Below are 16,281 nucleotides of genomic sequence, written 5' to 3' on the forward strand. Positions count from 1 at the left end.
TCTTCATTGTTATTAAGCTTATTTTATTCTTGAATTGTTTTTACAATTTGTCTGTATGAAATCTGCATCCATCCATAACCAAGCACTAATTCAATCTCAGTGCAAGGTCATATTTTTGAATATTTTATGACTAAATTTAACTCTACTTAATCCAACCCAACTCTTGAGCCGTTAAATGACTAATCATGGTGTATTGCAAATTATCAGGTGTTTTACTTTTAGCCTCGGTTAATGGAATATATCCGCCCATAATTTCTGCACGATCTTGCGGATACAATGGCTTTTGCTCAGGATTTGCATAACCTAAAGGATAAATAGGCTGACCTGTTGTAAAGTCATATTTATCCGTAGCACCAAAGGTATGTAATAACTCGTGTACCAATACGACTTGATTTGGTTCACTTTGTTTTTCTGAAGCAAATAAGTTCACCGTACCAATTCTGCCACGCTCTAGTGCGACCGAATGCTTCAGTTGTTTAATCTGTTGGGGATCATAATAATTCAAATATAAAGTCACGCTTGGTGAGCCATCCTCACTTTTATGCTGTTGCCATGCGTAATATCTAAACTTCAAACTCCACCAAATATTACTTAAAGCACTATTATTTTCAGGCACTTTAGGAGGTGATTTTTGTAGTTCACGACCCAATTGAAAGTTAAATGAAGTCGCCTGCCCTCGAAACTTTTGTGTCGCTTCTTGTAGATAGTTTTGCGACTCCTCAAAATCATCTATGGATAATTGTTGGATATATTTCTGTGTTGCTGCTTGTCCATCTGCATTAATCGGATGCAACAAAACAATAATCGGCTTGCTCCAATCCTGATTCATATCTCGCCATGCATTCATAGCAACGATGAGTAAAACAACCATCAGACAAGCTATTCGAATATTTTTCCACATAGTAATTAAACACTCTGCTTTTTAATTTTTTTTAAGAACATTTGACTAGTTTCTATTTTAGTTTCAAATAGATTAAGAATTTTTATCAATCCTGATAATTTAGCTCTACCATAATTTCGTGAGTCAAAATCAGGTTTAACTGCACTAATATACTGTCCAACCATGCTTAAATTCGCCCAACCATTTTCATCAGCATTATCTTTTACTGCTTTATAAATTAAATTTAAAGTTGCTCGATCAATCAAATCAGGAGTATTGATCTCTTCTTTGAGATTAGGACTAATTTTATTTTCAATTTGCTTATCTAAAACTGATGTTTTTTTCTGTGATGTGCTCAGTAATTCCTCATCCTCCTGTTGTTTAATATCAACAACATCTTCAATTAAATTTTCAACGTAAATAAATTTATCACAAGCTTTCTTAAAAGCTTCTGGTGTTTTTTTCTGTTCAAAACCATAAACCATTAATCCACTTTCACGAATTCTTGAAGCTAAAGGCGTAAAATCACTGTCGCTTGATACAATGCAAAAACCATCTAGTGCCCCACTGTATAATAAATCCATAGCATTAATGATCAGAATCATATCTGTTGCATCTTTACCTTTCGTATAGGCAAATTGTTGTACAGGTGTTATTGCATGAGGAAGTAATACATCCCGCCAATTCTTTAAAGTATCACTACTCCAATCCCCATAAACCCTTTTAACACTCGCAATTCCATATTTAGCAACTTCCTCAAGTACTAATGAAATTGAATTAATAGATGAGTTGTCTGCATCAATTAATACAGCTAGTTTTTTAGATTGATTTTCCATTTTCCCCCACAAAAAATATTTCAAGTTCTTATATAAATAATATTGACATAAAAAATGCCGACTTTCGCCAGCATATTTTAAATTAACTAAAGTAAATTAAGCTTCGACCCATTTCCCATCTTGATAAACCATAGACCATTTGGTTTGTTTGCCTTCAGGCGTTTCAGAACCAATATACTGCACTTGATTTTTACGACTGAATTTCACCAATGTCGGATTCCCTTCTGGATCAACATCTGGCGCTTGCAAAATAAATTGGTACTTAGGATCAAGCTTATCTGCAACTGAACGAAGTTCTGCAACTTTAGGTGCACGTGTTTCACGAACTTTAGGAAACTTACTGGCTGCAAGGAATAAACCTGCTGCACCATCACGCAGTACAAAGTAATCATCATGCTTCGTCGAGCGTAAATGTTCCATTTTGATCGGATCTACACGTGGAGGTGCAGGTTGACCACTCTTTAAAACTTTACGCGTATTGTCACAACTGGTACAAGCGAAGTACGGTCCAAAACGACCTGTCTTCAATTGCATTTCACCATCACATTTATCACATGGAATACTTGGACCATCGTAACCTTTAATTTTGAACTCACCTTCTTCAAGTTCAAAACCATTACAGTCTGGGTTATTACCACAGATATGTAATTTACGACCACCATCAATCACGTAACTGTCCATTGCAGTTTCACAAATTGGACAGCGTTTTTTCGACATTAAATCAGCAGTTTCTGCGCCATCATCATCAGACAATGCTGCCAATGATTCAACTGGTGTGAGATTCAATGTGCCTTTGCAACGTTCTTTCGGCGGTAAGTTATAACCTGAGCATCCTAAGAATACACCAGTAGTACCTGTACGAATCTGCATTGGGCGTTCACATTCTTTACAATGCACTGCTTCAACTTCAACAGGCTGATTACGGCGCATGCCATTTTCACCCTGTGCAGTCGTTAAACGTTTTTTGAAATCACCATAGAAATTATCGAGTAGCTCTTTCCAATTACGCTCGCCATCTGCCACTTTATCCAACTGACCTTCTAGATCTGCGGTAAAAGCGTAATTCATCAAATTATTGAAATTTTCATCTAAGCGATCTGTGACAATTTCGCCCATTTTCTCTGCAAAGAGACGACGATTATCTAATTTCACATAACCACGATCTTGAATTGTCGAGATAATTGCAGCATAAGTCGAAGGACGACCAATCCCTTTTTTCTCTAATTCTTTCACCAATGATGCTTCAGTAAAACGCGCAGGCGGTTTTGTAAAGTGTTGTGATGGATCTAGTTTTTCAAGTTTCAGTACTTCACCAACTTTAACAGCAGGCAGTAAAATATCATCATCCGCTTTGTTTGCACCGCGAACCTTAGTGAAACCATCAAAAACTAAAGTACGACCCTTCGCTTTCAACTCAATGCCATTGGCATCCACTAAAATAGTCGATGACAAATATTCTGCTGATGTCATTTGACAAGCCACAAACTGACGCCAAATCAAGTCATAAAGACGTTGTGCATCACGATCTACACCAACAAGTTGATCACCTTTCAGTGCTACATTGGATGGACGAATCGCTTCATGGGCTTCTTGCGCACCTGCTTTATTACCATAATGATTCGGTTTAGCAGGCAAATATTTTGCACCAAACTCAGATTCAATATGATCTCGTACCATACTCACAGCATCATTACTTAAGAATGTTGAGTCAGTACGCATATAAGTAATAAAACCAGCTTCATACAAACGTTGTGCCATAGTCATGGTTTTCTTCACAGAAAAACCTAAACGCGTACTGGCTGCTTGTTGTAAAGTCGAGGTGATATATGGTGCGCTTGGATTAACCTTGGTTGGTTTATCTTCACGTACCGATACTTTATATTCCGCATCATTTAGAATTTTCAATAAAGCATCTGTTTGTGCTTTATTTTGCAATTTTAAGGTTTTACCACCTTGTTTCACTGCTTCTAAACGAATGTCATCTTTTTTAGATTTAGTATCTGCAAAAACTTGCCAATATTCTTCAGGAACAAAAGCACGAATCTCACGCTCACGTTCTACCACAAGTTTGGTTGCAACGGATTGAACACGACCTGCCGATAAACCACGGGCAATTTTTTCCCACAGCAATGGCGAAATCATAAAGCCCACAATACGGTCTAGGAATCGACGCGCCTGCTGAGCATTGACTTTGTCTATATCTAAGCGTGAGGGATGCTTAAAGGCTTCTTGAATCGCATTTTTAGTGATTTCGTTGAAGACTACACGTTGATAACGTGATTCATCACCACCAATCACTTCTTTTAAATGCCAAGCAATCGCTTCCCCTTCACGGTCCATATCCGTTGCGAGATAGATTTCATCAACTTGTGAAGCCAGCTTTTTCAGCTCCGCAACCACATGTTCTTTGCCTGGAAGCACCTCGTAATGTGCTTTCCAGTCATGTTCTGGGTCTACCCCCATGCGATTAACCAATGCAGACTGGGCTTTTTCAGCCTTTTGTTCGTCCGTCAATTTGATCCGCGTTGCGGGTTTTTTATCTGTACTTTTACTTGAACCACCTGTTGGTAAGTCACGTACATGACCGACCGATGATTTGACAATGTAATTCGGACCTAAATATTTATTGATGGTTTTCGCTTTTGCAGGCGACTCCACAATCACTAAGGCACGTTTTTTCCCAGCATCGGAAGAGTTTGCTGTAGTGCTTTTGGATGTGGACCGAGGAGCATTCGCCATAATGAACCGTTATTCCTAATATAAAAAATTAAATTTTAGCTAAAGAGAGTAAAAATGCTTTCATATCGTCAAGCTGGGTTGCTCTTAAATCGGATTCTTCATCCCAATAAAGCCCCACACAGTTTGCCTGCATATCAATAGCATAAATCCCTTTTAATGCAATGGGAAAATCTTTAAATTTCTCATCACCCTGAACCAGAATGAGTTTTTGATCTTCCACTCTTGCACGCATTAAAGGAAGACGAGCTTCTGGAATCAAGACACTATAATAAGCCACCATACTGGCACGATCTTCTGTTGCCATTGGGATCTTTGTCCAATCTGGTGCAGCGATTAATCGTGGGTGCAAACTCATTTTTCGTGCTTTTTCACGCATTAGCCCCAATGCTTTTTCTCTTGGACTTACACGTAAGCCAAAAATTGAGCCAAGTACAAAAATCACAATAATTACCGCAACCCAAACACCAGTATGTTCCATAGTTCACCTTTTTATTCCTATATTAGAGTTGCATAAGCTGAATATAAAACGCAAGATGAAAATGCAGATTGATGCGGAATATGCTTTTTTTCCTACAAAATGATACTTAAATTCTTTTTCATGAAACGATTTGTTCCTTTTATAAAATCAGTACACATGTTTTTTGTAACCAACTAAAGTATATAGCCATGCTATTTTTTACCTTGAAAAAGTGTAAATAAAAAAGCCTCTATAGAAATATTTATATAGAGACTTAATTACGCTCTTTAAAAGAATAGGTTTCAATTAATTTAAGAACATTTCATGACTATAAATAACAGCATGCCCATTCCAATAAATATAGCCTTTTTCGATGAGTTCTTTTAAGAGTAAACGTACATCTGATTTTGGAAACATCTCTTCTAGTAAATCACGCAACTCATAAATATCTTTAGGTTTATCTGTTTTTAAAGCATTTAATCTATGGATGACTTCCATTTGTACAGGGTCAATTTTTTCAAAATTCTTAAACAATGATTTTTGAATATCTTGAACTGATCCTTGCTCTGGATCCATCACGACATCTTGAGCATCTTCACGTAATTTCGACAGAATTGAATCAATCTGCTCAAGTTTTGATTCACTAGCCTCAAACGGTTCTGAATGCTTTGATTCTAAGTTTAACTGAATCCATTGTTTTAATACTTTTTTACGGAATGCCACTTTTTCATCATAACGTTTTACAATTTTTAAATTGATTAACATTCCAACCAAATGCTGTGCTTTTTCAGGAACAACTTGCAAAATATTCGCAACGGAGTTTCTAAGCTTGACCACCGTATTCGGCTTACCTGTCATTTGCCCTAAAACATCACAGTACTTTTTAACCATTTGTAAATACGGCTTTTCTTTAATGGTTTCTAAAGTTGGAATTTTATGCTTTGAATCCTGTTCAGTACTATCTTTCTGAATTTGGATTAAGCTGCAATTTAACTCAGAACTAGTGAGCATTTGTACCAACATGTCACTACTCTGCATTGCAGAGATAACTTCAATATGGGTATCAGGTTCAAGTAAAGCTAAAAGTTGCCCGACAATCACGGCATATTCAAATTCTTTTTCAATTGCCGTCGGAGTATCTAAAATAATTAAGTTTCCACTGCTGATCCAACTTGCCAATTCAGTTAAATCTTCAAGTGAATATTCAAATTGCCCTTCGCAATTAAACAGATAGAGCGCTGGATAATGTTCAATAATATCCCGCAACATTTTTGCTGATGGCATATTATTTTCAAGATCGAGTAAAACGACTTTATTGTTCATGGTCAAAATGAAGGTACTTGAATTGAAAAGGATGCATTACAACGAGCTTTATGAAAAAGGTCAAATAAAATCAACAAATAGATGTAAACATTTTATTGGCAGAATCACATCCTTTTCGTTGAAAAAATTCAAAACAACGCTTTAAATCAAATCCAACACATTCAATATTTATTCAAAAGGTATGAATGATTGATCAATAATGTGGTGGGCGATCAGACATTGGGTCAAAAGAAGCAATTCCGTCAGATAAATCTGAAGATTCTATTCTTTGGTATAAAAACTGCATTTGTTTCTTTAAATCAACCAGTTCAGCATTTTGACGTGCAACTTGCTCATTTAATTGTTCAACTAAATCATCTAAAAATGCAATTCGGACTTGCAAATCTTCTATGGGTGCGGAAAATGACGCCTGATCATTAAGATTTTTTTGTTTAGTCATTTTAAGTCCTCATTTGGGATTTCAGGAAACACTATACTATGGCCTATATTACATTAAGGGATGTCCAACTCGCGTTTGGCGGACCTTCCCTGCTCGATGGCGCAAACTTCAATTTAGAACGTGGCGAACGAGTCTGTCTAATTGGCCGTAACGGTGAAGGTAAGTCTACTTTACTCAAGCTAATTGAAGGAAGCTTACTGCCTGATCGCGGTGAGGTTGCGTTACAAAATGGCATTACCATCTCTATGCTTGCTCAGGATGTTCCAATGGACTCTGGCAAAGTTGCAGACATCGTCGCTGATGGCGCAGGAGAAGCTGCTCAAGTGCTTAGAGAATACCATGAAGCTAGTGATGCATGTGTATTAGGTGATATGGAAGCCTGTGATCGCATGGGTGAGCTACAGCACAAGCTTGATCAACTTGATGGCTGGGCACTTGAAACTAAAGTAAATTCTATTCTCAGCAAAATGGGGTTAGATCCTGATGCTGATTTAGCAGATTTATCGGGTGGTCGTAAACGTCGTGTACTTTTAGCACGCGCTTTGTTGACTCAACCAGATGTACTGTTACTTGACGAACCGACGAACCATTTGGATGTTGAAAGTATTGAATGGTTAGAAAAATTCTTATTGGATCAAAACAACCTTACCTTACTGTTTATTTCACATGACCGTTCATTTGTGGACAGCATTGCGACACGTATTGTTGAATTAGACCGTGGTACTTTGCGTAGCTATGAAGGTAACTATTCACGTTACCTTGAATTAAAAGCGATGCAGATGGAAGCGGAAGAAAAGCAAAATGCGTTGTTTGATAAAAAATTAGCTGAAGAAGAGGTCTGGATTCGTCAGGGCATTAAAGCACGTCGTACGCGTAACGAAGGTCGTGTTCGTGCATTGAAAGATTTACGTGAAGAATCAAAAGCACGTCGTTCACAGCAAGGCAAAGTCAGCATGGCAACGCAAGATGCCAATCGTTCAGGTAAATTGGTCTTCGATATCGAAAACCTCAGTGTTGCCTTTGGCGACCAAGAGCCAATTATCAAAGATTTCTCTGCATTGGTACTTCGTGGCGACCGTATTGGTTTAGTGGGCGATAACGGTGTCGGTAAAACCACACTTGTAAAAGCTATTCTAGGTGAGCTTGAACATAGCGGTTCTGTGAAAACAGGTACACAGCTTGAAGTGGCTTATTTCGACCAATTACGTAATGCGCTTGATCTCGAAAAATCAGTCAAAGATAATATTTCTGAAGGTTCTGACTTTGTTGATGTCAATGGTGGTCGTCGCCATATTTACAGCTATCTTCAAGATTTCTTGTTCTCACCTGAACGAGCGCGTACACCTGTAAAAGCATTGTCTGGTGGTGAGCGTAACCGTATTCTCTTGGCAAAATTATTGCTTAAACCATCGAATCTCATTGTGATGGATGAGCCAACCAATGACTTGGATATGGTGACGTTAGAGCTATTAGAGGAAATGTTAGGTGGTTACACAGGTACATTACTTTTAATCTCACATGACCGTGCATTTATGGATAATGTCGTGACATCAACTTGGGTCTTTGATGGTAAAGGTCATATTGATGAGTACATCGGTGGTTATCAGGACTACTTAGAACAACGTCCTGATCAAACTGCTGTGGGTCAAAAAGGTGATGTTAAAAAAGCCATAGCAAAAGCTGAAGCCGCTGCTGCACCTAAAAAAGTAAAGTTGAGCTATAAAGATCAGCGTGCATTAGAACAATTGCCTGCTGAAATGGAAACGCTTGAAAAAGAACAAGCCGATATTAATGCCAAACTTGCAGATGGTTCATTGTTTGTATCTGACTCAGATACAGCCATGAAACTTTCAGCACGTTTAACAGAAATTGATGATCAGTTACTTGAAAAAATGGAACGTTGGGAAGCTTTAGAAGCAATGACCAAAGGCTAATTCCTAAACATTTGTCTGTTTTAATAAAAAACTCCGTATTCGTACGGAGTTTTTTATTTGCTCTGAGCTATTACCACACTAAAGTAAAATCATGAGTAAATACTGCATTAAAGCTCCCTATTTAAGGGCACAATGAGTTTAAAGTTGGCATCATGTCTATTTATTTCCTCTGTGTATCATTTTCTAAATTGACCATTCAAATAGATGATGCAAATCAATATTAAAATTTTTATGAAATAAAATCATGTTATTAGAAGAAATTAATAGCGATAAATAAAATTTGGCACTCATCTTGCTACCTGCAATACAAACACAAATAAAAAAAGGAATGTTTGTTATGCATAACTCATCCACCACAGATACTCTAGAAGATAAAGTATCATCTACTGCAGCAAATGAAACGCTAGAAGACTACACTTTACGTTATGCACCGCATAGTTTTAGACGTTGGAGTCCAAGAGTCGTTGCCATTACTGCCCTTGGTGGAATTGCTTATTTGGCTGACTTTTCTATTGGTGCAAGTATTGGCATGGCGTATGGCACAACAAATGCTATTTTAGCTATTCTATTCGCAGCTATTGTTATCTTTCTCACAGGCATACCTGTTTCCTATTATGCAGCACGTTATAATATTGATTTAGATTTAATTACTCGTGGTGCGGGCTTCGGTTATTTCGGCTCAGTTTTAACCAGTATTATTTTTGCCAGTTTTACCTTCATTTTTTTCGCACTTGAAGGTTCTATCATGGCTCAGGGGTTATTACTTGGCTTAGGTATACCTCTTTGGGCCGGTTATCTTATTTCAACCATTATGGTTATTCCATTGGTGATCTACGGTATGAAAGCCTTAAGTAAATTACAGGTTTGGACAACTCCAGTGTGGTTAATCCTCATGGTTGCACCTGTTGCATATTTAATTCATCAAGAACCTAATTTAGTGGGTCAATTTAGTTCTTTCAGTGGTAATGAAGGATTCAAGCCTTTTGATATGGCTGCCATCATGCTGGGTGCGGGTGTATGTTTATCTTTAATCATGCAAATTGGTGAGCAAATAGATTATTTGCGCTTTATGCCTGCAAAAACAAAAGAAAATAATAAATCATGGTGGATTGCAGTTATCTCTGCAGGTCCAGGTTGGGTCATTTTAGGTGCAATTAAGCAAATTATTGGGGCATTTCTCGGTTTCTATTTACTGACCAAAATTCCAGGTGTGAATACAACAGAACCTGTACAACAGTTCAATGCTGCATTTCATGACATGTTGCCAGGGTGGATTGCGTTAAGTTTAGCCGTTATTCTTGTTGTTATTTCACAAATTAAAATTAATGTCACCAATGCTTATTCAGGCTCACTGGCTTGGACAAGTGCCTATACTCGTATCAGTAAGCATTACCCAGGACGAATTGTTTTTGTCATCGTTAACCTCGCAATCGCACTTGCCCTTATGGAAGGCAATATGTTTGCAATGCTTGGGAAAATTTTAGGATTTTATTCAAATTTTGCTATCGCATGGGTTGTCGTTGTTGCAACAGATATCGCCATCAATAAATATGTCTTAAAACTTTCACCGAAAGAACCTGAGTATCGTCGTGAGATGTTATACGACATTAATCCAGTCGGCATGGTGTCTTTCATCGCTGCGGCAGGGCTTTCAATTGCTGCATTTTTTGGACTCTTTGGTAGCTTCGCGGCTGCTTATTCACCATTAATAGCACTCACCGTTGCTTTTGTTCTTACACCTGTAATGGGCATCATAACCAAAGGAAAATATTATATTAAGAAAGATAACGATGGTATTAAAGAGCCTCGATATGATGCAGAAGGTACACCCGTTGCAACGGTTTATCATTGCGTATCTTGCGATCAAGATTATGAGCGTCCTGATGTGATGTACTCACACCAACATAGTGGCGTAATCTGTTCATTATGCAAAACTCTTGAAAAATAAGAAGAATGCGATAGAGGAATAAATAAAAATAGATCACAATTATCATCAAGGCATCATAAAATTTAAAGCTCCTACATGGAGCTTTTTTTTATACGTGGATTCAAAAATCAAATACCAGTATGCATATCATTTGATCTATTCATCTTTAAATAATGCTTTTATATCAAACATTTAAATCTTGTATTAACACGACAAAATAAAGAACCTGTTCATACTGAGGGAGAGATCTTAATGTCTTGAATCAAAATATTGCATCATTGTTTCAAACAAAATGATTACACATTACCAATCTTCAACATCAATACTCAAAACAAAAAAATAGTCTCATACACGTATCAGACTATTTTAAAATTCACATTATTAAAACTCTGGAATAATGACTTATACCAAACCAATAACTGCAACAATTGCCGCAATCGAAGCAACAATCTTTTGACCATGAGGCACATATTTTTTTATAAAAGCCCCTAATGCAAGCCCGATAAAATAAATCATCGACATTGCAGCAGTCATACCCAAGATTAATGTTGCGACGTGTCCTGAATGTCCAAGCTCTGCACCATGTGCGACACCATGAAAAGTAACCAACATTGCTGTTGCGATCGGTAAGATGTGTGTTGATTTTTTCCATAACGCAGTCGCAACGACAAGTAATGACAAGACGATGCCATATTCAGCATATTGCTCTGGAATGAAATGCTGTGCACCAATAACAAACCCAACCATCAATGCTGTTGCTATTGCAATAAAACCAACTGCTTTCCATTGCTTTGCAACAGAGCTCAGAAGAACGCCCAATGCAAGTGCCATCATCATATGGTCAAGACCCGTAAAGGGATGAATAAATCCAGCCATAAAGCCTGTATGTGTTTGATCATGTCCAGGATGGGCCATAGCCATAACAGGCAAAAATGCCAAACTTATCAGCCCCATTTTTTGAATAATCTTTGTCATAACGCATCCCTTAGGCTTTAAATAAACCTTGTTTTTCGATAAATGAAATAATTTCTGCTACACCATCTTCAGTTTTCATATTAGAAAAAATAAAGGGTTTTTCGCCACGCATACGCTTAGCATCCTGATCCATCACATTCAAATTAGCACCGACCATCGGAGCTAGATCTGTTTTATTGATGATCAGCAAATCTGACTTGGTAATCCCCGGCCCACCTTTACGTGGAATTTTTTCACCACCTGCAACATCAATCACATAAAGGGTTAAATCAGATAATTCTGGGCTAAAGGTTGCCGCTAAATTATCTCCACCACTTTCAATAATAATGAGTTCTAGACCTGCAAATTTTTCACATAAATCATCAATTGCAGCTAGATTAATCGAAGCATCTTCACGAATAGCCGTATGTGGACATCCCCCCGTTTCCACACCCACAATACGATCAGGTGACATCGCTTCATTACGTGTTAAAAAATTAGAGTCTTCTTTGGTATAAATATCGTTGGTCACTACGGCCATATTGTATTTATCACGTAATGCACGACATAAATTTAAGGTGAGTGCTGTTTTTCCTGATCCAACTGGACCACCAATTCCAACTCTTAAAGGGCTACGTTCTGACATTTTTTATCCTTTTCACATCATCATTTCAATTAGATTTACGACCTAAACAATCGGGAATATTGTGTTTCATGTTGCATACTTAACATGGCGTATTGTGGCAAACTGCTGCTGATTTCAGCATCTTCAAGCTGTAGTGCTTTCTCTATCGCTTGCGGAATTTGTTGATGCAAGTGCCATAAAATACGCTGTCCACTCATCTGCCCAAGAGGTACTGTTTTAACCGCGCCTAATACTTGATTTTCTAATACTGTAAATGCGTATGCCGTGAGTACATCCGCAGTATTTAAACTTAAGCGACCACATAATTGTGCATATACAGGCACAAAACCAAATTGTTTATGCACGATGACAGGTATTTTAAGTACATCTCGAATCCATGCATTCAGCGAAAAAGCCAGTTGTTTTGACTCTGCCAAAAGCTCTTTACTTTCCCGACTTGCTCTATACATATTTGCCCAATAGTAAAATTGCTCATCATCGTCATAAAATTGCATTAAACGTTTCAAAATAGGCAATTCAAAACGTACCAACAACATTTCTAATACTTCTTCAAAATAGCAAATACTAGAGTGTTCATCATGAATCATGCCAATCTCTATCGCACTCTCTACGCCTTGCGAATAACAATATGCCCCCACTGGTAATGCTGTAGATGAAAGTGTTAATAGCTTAAGTAGATGTGCTGCATTAGTGATGGGCATGACCGTGAATCGCTTTAATTGGGCTGAGTCGATGATCATGGTTTGCTGATCCATGTTGTGCATAAGCACCACTTTCGGGTTCAAATGGATGATCTGTTTCAGAGACAGTTAAACCCAAACCTTTCACCATTTCAGCAAGAACATGATCAGGTTCAAAATAAAGTGCGGTTGGTGTCAACATCAGTGGCACATGACGATTGCCCAAATGATAAGCCGCTTTGAGCAAATCAAAATCATTGTTTGCACTCACTTTCATCACCCGTTCAGCTTTGGCATCTATACGTAAAATATCGCCTTGCTCTGTGGCAATATATGAACCGCTGCGTAAAATCCCTGTTCTTGGCAAATCGGTACCAATGTCGATGCCTGAATTTAACGTAGCTCGAAAACGACTTTTTTGACGCCTGTCAAACGTCAGTTCGATGCTTTCAACATTTTGCTGATCTTCAATATTTTCGAGGCGTTGGGTGTAGATTTTCATACTTATCCTTTTGTTGCGGTAACCGATAAACTGAACTTATCTATTTTATAGGTCATTGAAGTAACGCATCAAAAGTAAGCATTTTTCATGCCAATAATGGATTTTATTGGTGCATCTATTTTTTGAATACTTCAAATATTTTTGCTAATTGCTCTACGCCATCAAATGTAGTTGGAATATTGTCATCTGATGCGACAATTGGAGAAAATATGATGTTCTCAAATTTCTCAAATCCTGCCTGATTCTTTTTATGTAGCTTTTCTGAATCATCCGCATAATTATGAATAAATTGACAAAGTGCCATACGCAGTTCAAGTTGCATCATCTGCGACTTAATAGATCGTACTTCTTGTAAATTAATTCGATAGAAATAAAATAAGAATAGAATTAGAGAAATAGAGGGAATTAATACATACCAAATAGTAATCGGATTAATAACGACCTCTAGTACGATTAGAATGCCAAAGAAAATAATTTCAAGAATAGGAATTGCTAAAATAGCTCCCAAAAACCACTTAAAGTTACTTTTTGGACTTTTTAAATCCTCTATTTTTTGATCATAAATTTGCTTAAATCCCTTATTTAGTAGGACAAAATCATAAGTTTGTTTACTACTATCAAGGCGTTTTTCTAAATCGGAAACTAGTTTTTGCTTCTGATCAAAAAGCATTTCCCAATCTTCTACATATTTAATATATATATCTACTTGTTCTTTTATTTCATCAACTTTCTGCAGCTCTGAATCGTAATATTTTTGTTTAATTAAATCGAAGGGTAATACATTAACACCATGATAAAACAATGTATTAGTATAAAATATATGACTGGTTGTAAGAAGCCAAACAAACTGTTCAATCTTAGAATTTTGTTCAAAATTGAGAAAACGATATTCCTGACAAAAATTAAAAAGTATTCCTAATATTTCAGTTAAGAGTAGAATTTCGACATTTAAATCTAATGTTTCATCTCTGTTTAATGATAATTTTTCAACAGCTTTATTTATTGCTTGCTCTAAATTCAAAACAGGTAAACTTCTACTATAAATACATTTTTCAAATTGTTGTAAATTAAAATTAAATATTATTTTTAATAAAGGATGTGGATCTACTTGTGAAGAAATTATGTCTTTTTCGGATTTAATTGCAATGCACTGAACAAACTCTACCCAAGATTTTTTGAATGCTGTTGATTCAAATGAAAACTCCATATTTATCTCAATTATTATGGGAACTAAAAATGGAATTTTTCTATAGTTTTATTTTTAAAACAAGAAGTAACGTTGCGCCATCGGTAAGACTTCCGCAGGCTCACAGGTCAAATGTACACCATCGGCACGAACTTCATAAATTTCAGGATCAACCTCCATCACAGGACAATAGCTATTCAGCTTCATATCCGCTTTAGAAATATTACGGGTATTTTTGACCGCAGAGATAAGTTTATTCAAACCCAATTTTTCATGTACACCACTGTCTATGGCGACCTGCGATAAAAAAGTAATACAGGTGTTATGTACACCACGGGCATGTGCGCCAAACATCGGACGATAATGCACAGGCTGAGGTGTTGGAATTGATGCATTTATATCACCCATCGGCGCAGCAGCAATCATTCCCCCTTTAATAATCATGGATGGCTTTACCCCAAAAAATGCGGGCTTCCACAACACTAAATCTGCCAATTTCCCTTCTTCCACCGAACCCACTTCATGGCTTAAACCATGCGTAATGGCAGGGTTAATCGTATATTTGGCAATATAACGTTTGACCCGATTGTTATCATGCTCGGCATTATCCCCCTCGAGTGAACCCCGTTGCACTTTCATTTTATGTGCGGTTTGCCATGTGCGAATAATCACCTCACCGACTCGCCCCATCGCTTGGGAATCGGATGACATCATCGCAATTGCACCTAAATCCTGCAAAATATCTTCTGCTGCAATGGTTTCACGGCGAATCCGACTTTCGGCAAATGCCACATCCTCTGCAATCGCAGGGTCTAAATGGTGACAGACCATCAACATGTCTAAATGTTCATCAATGGTATTGACCGTATACGGACGAGTTGGATTGGTCGACGATGGCAACACATTCGGCTGACCAATAGCTTTTAAAATATCAGGCGCATGACCACCGCCTGCACCTTCAGTGTGATAGGTGTGAATGGTACGATTTTTAAATGCCGCCAAAGTTTCTTCTAAAAAACCACTTTCATTAAGCGTATCGGTATGAATGGCCACTTGCACATCATATTCATCAGCAACGGTCAGGCAATTATCAATGGCAGCAGGGGTTGAACCCCAATCTTCATGCAGCTTTAAACCCACCACACCAGCTTCAATTTGCTCACGAATCGGGTCAGGTAAACTTAAATTACCTTTGCCTAATAAACCAATATTCATGGGTAAATCATCAATGGCTTGTAGCATGGTGGCAATATGCCATGGCCCGGGTGTGACTGTGGTTGCAGATGTGCCTGCCGCAGGCCCTGTTCCACCGCCAATCATGGTGGTTGTCCCTGACATCAGTGCCGTTTCAACTTGTTGCGGACAAATCCAATGGATATGCGTATCAATCCCACCCGCAGTTAAAATTTGCCCTTCGCCTGCAATTACTTCAGTTGCAGCACCCAATGGAATGGTGATATTGGGCTGAATATCAGGATTTCCTGCTTTGCCAATTTTCCAGATGCGTCCATTTTTCAAACCCACATCGGCTTTAATGATGCCCCACCAATCTACAATTAACGCATTGGTAATCACGGTATCTGCAACATCTTCGGCTAGCAGTTGCGATTGCCCCATACCATCGCGGATGACTTTACCCCCACCAAATTTGACTTCTTCGCCATAGGTGGTGAGGTCTTGTTCGACTTGTATAAAAAGTTCTGTATCTGCTAAACGAACTCGATCACCGACTGTAGGACCAAACATTTCAGCATAGGCACGGCGTGACATTTTCATAA

The 16,281-nt window shown here is 37.8% G+C and carries 14 protein-coding genes; 2 read left to right on the forward strand and 12 right to left on the reverse strand.

The genetic code is table 11. The annotated features are described in order from the left end of the window. Positions 1-142: 142 nt before the first annotated feature. The 6 genes from B9T35_RS00780 to B9T35_RS00805 form a co-directional block, all read right to left on the reverse strand. Positions 143-901, reverse strand: coding sequence for a hypothetical protein (locus B9T35_RS00780; protein WP_086189234.1), 759 nt, complete (start codon positions 899-901; stop codon positions 143-145). Positions 902-906: 5 nt separating this feature from the next. After that, positions 907-1,716 carry an NYN domain-containing protein gene (locus B9T35_RS00785; protein ID WP_086189235.1) on the reverse strand — a complete coding sequence of 270 codons (810 nt, stop codon included), beginning with the start codon at positions 1,714-1,716 and terminating at the stop codon, positions 907-909. Positions 1,717-1,812: 96 nt separating this feature from the next. Next, entirely contained in the window at positions 1,813-4,455 is a 2,643-nt protein-coding gene (gene topA / locus B9T35_RS00790; RefSeq protein WP_086189236.1) for a type I DNA topoisomerase, read from the reverse strand. A 28-nt stretch (positions 4,456-4,483) separates the two neighbouring features. Beyond that, positions 4,484-4,933: an ammonium transporter gene (locus tag B9T35_RS00795; RefSeq protein ID WP_086189237.1), complete on the reverse strand. Its 450-nt coding sequence runs from the start codon at positions 4,931-4,933 to the stop codon at positions 4,484-4,486. A 285-nt stretch (positions 4,934-5,218) separates the two neighbouring features. Then, on the reverse strand, positions 5,219-6,235 hold the full coding sequence (locus tag B9T35_RS00800) for a hypothetical protein (RefSeq protein WP_086189238.1): 1,017 nt from the start codon (positions 6,233-6,235) through the stop codon (positions 5,219-5,221). A gap of 193 nt (positions 6,236-6,428) precedes the next feature. Next, positions 6,429-6,674, reverse strand: a complete 246-nt coding sequence (locus B9T35_RS00805) for a SlyX family protein (protein WP_086189239.1) — start codon at positions 6,672-6,674, stop codon at positions 6,429-6,431. 38 nt (positions 6,675-6,712) lie between these two features. Between B9T35_RS00805 and B9T35_RS00810 the strand changes: the two genes are divergently transcribed. Both B9T35_RS00810 and B9T35_RS00815 read left to right on the forward strand, forming a co-directional pair. Next, positions 6,713-8,608 carry an ATP-binding cassette domain-containing protein gene (locus B9T35_RS00810; RefSeq protein ID WP_086189240.1) on the forward strand — a complete coding sequence of 632 codons (1,896 nt, stop codon included), beginning with the start codon at positions 6,713-6,715 and terminating at the stop codon, positions 8,606-8,608. Positions 8,609-8,945: 337 nt separating this feature from the next. After that, entirely contained in the window at positions 8,946-10,556 is a 1,611-nt protein-coding gene (locus B9T35_RS00815) for a purine-cytosine permease family protein (RefSeq protein ID WP_086189241.1), read from the forward strand. Between the two features lie 381 nt (positions 10,557-10,937). Here the strand turns inward: B9T35_RS00815 and B9T35_RS00820 are convergent, their stop codons facing one another. The 6 genes from B9T35_RS00820 to ureC all read right to left on the reverse strand — a co-directional run bounded on the left by B9T35_RS00820 (position 10,938) and on the right by ureC (position 16,279). Further along, positions 10,938-11,510 (reverse strand): HupE/UreJ family protein, encoded by a 573-nt coding sequence (locus B9T35_RS00820; RefSeq protein ID WP_086189242.1) that lies wholly within the window; start codon positions 11,508-11,510, stop codon positions 10,938-10,940. A gap of 10 nt (positions 11,511-11,520) precedes the next feature. Next, positions 11,521-12,135, reverse strand: a complete 615-nt coding sequence (gene ureG / locus B9T35_RS00825; protein WP_086189243.1) for an urease accessory protein UreG — start codon at positions 12,133-12,135, stop codon at positions 11,521-11,523. A 35-nt stretch (positions 12,136-12,170) separates the two neighbouring features. Next, positions 12,171-12,836, reverse strand: a complete 666-nt coding sequence (locus B9T35_RS00830) for an urease accessory protein UreF (RefSeq protein WP_086189244.1) — start codon at positions 12,834-12,836, stop codon at positions 12,171-12,173. Then, positions 12,823-13,317: an urease accessory protein UreE gene (gene ureE, locus B9T35_RS00835; protein ID WP_086189245.1), complete on the reverse strand. Its 495-nt coding sequence runs from the start codon at positions 13,315-13,317 to the stop codon at positions 12,823-12,825. The genes B9T35_RS00830 and ureE overlap by 14 nt, the downstream gene beginning before the upstream one ends. A 115-nt stretch (positions 13,318-13,432) precedes the next feature. Next, positions 13,433-14,524: a DUF2207 domain-containing protein gene (locus B9T35_RS18595; RefSeq protein WP_139841993.1), complete on the reverse strand. Its 1,092-nt coding sequence runs from the start codon at positions 14,522-14,524 to the stop codon at positions 13,433-13,435. 54 nt (positions 14,525-14,578) lie between these two features. Then, positions 14,579-16,279: an urease subunit alpha gene (ureC, locus tag B9T35_RS00845; RefSeq protein WP_086189246.1), complete on the reverse strand. Its 1,701-nt coding sequence runs from the start codon at positions 16,277-16,279 to the stop codon at positions 14,579-14,581. Positions 16,280-16,281: the final 2 nt, after the last annotated feature.

This window comes from Acinetobacter sp. ANC 3832, from assembly GCF_002135415.1.
Classification (GTDB): domain Bacteria; phylum Pseudomonadota; class Gammaproteobacteria; order Pseudomonadales; family Moraxellaceae; genus Acinetobacter.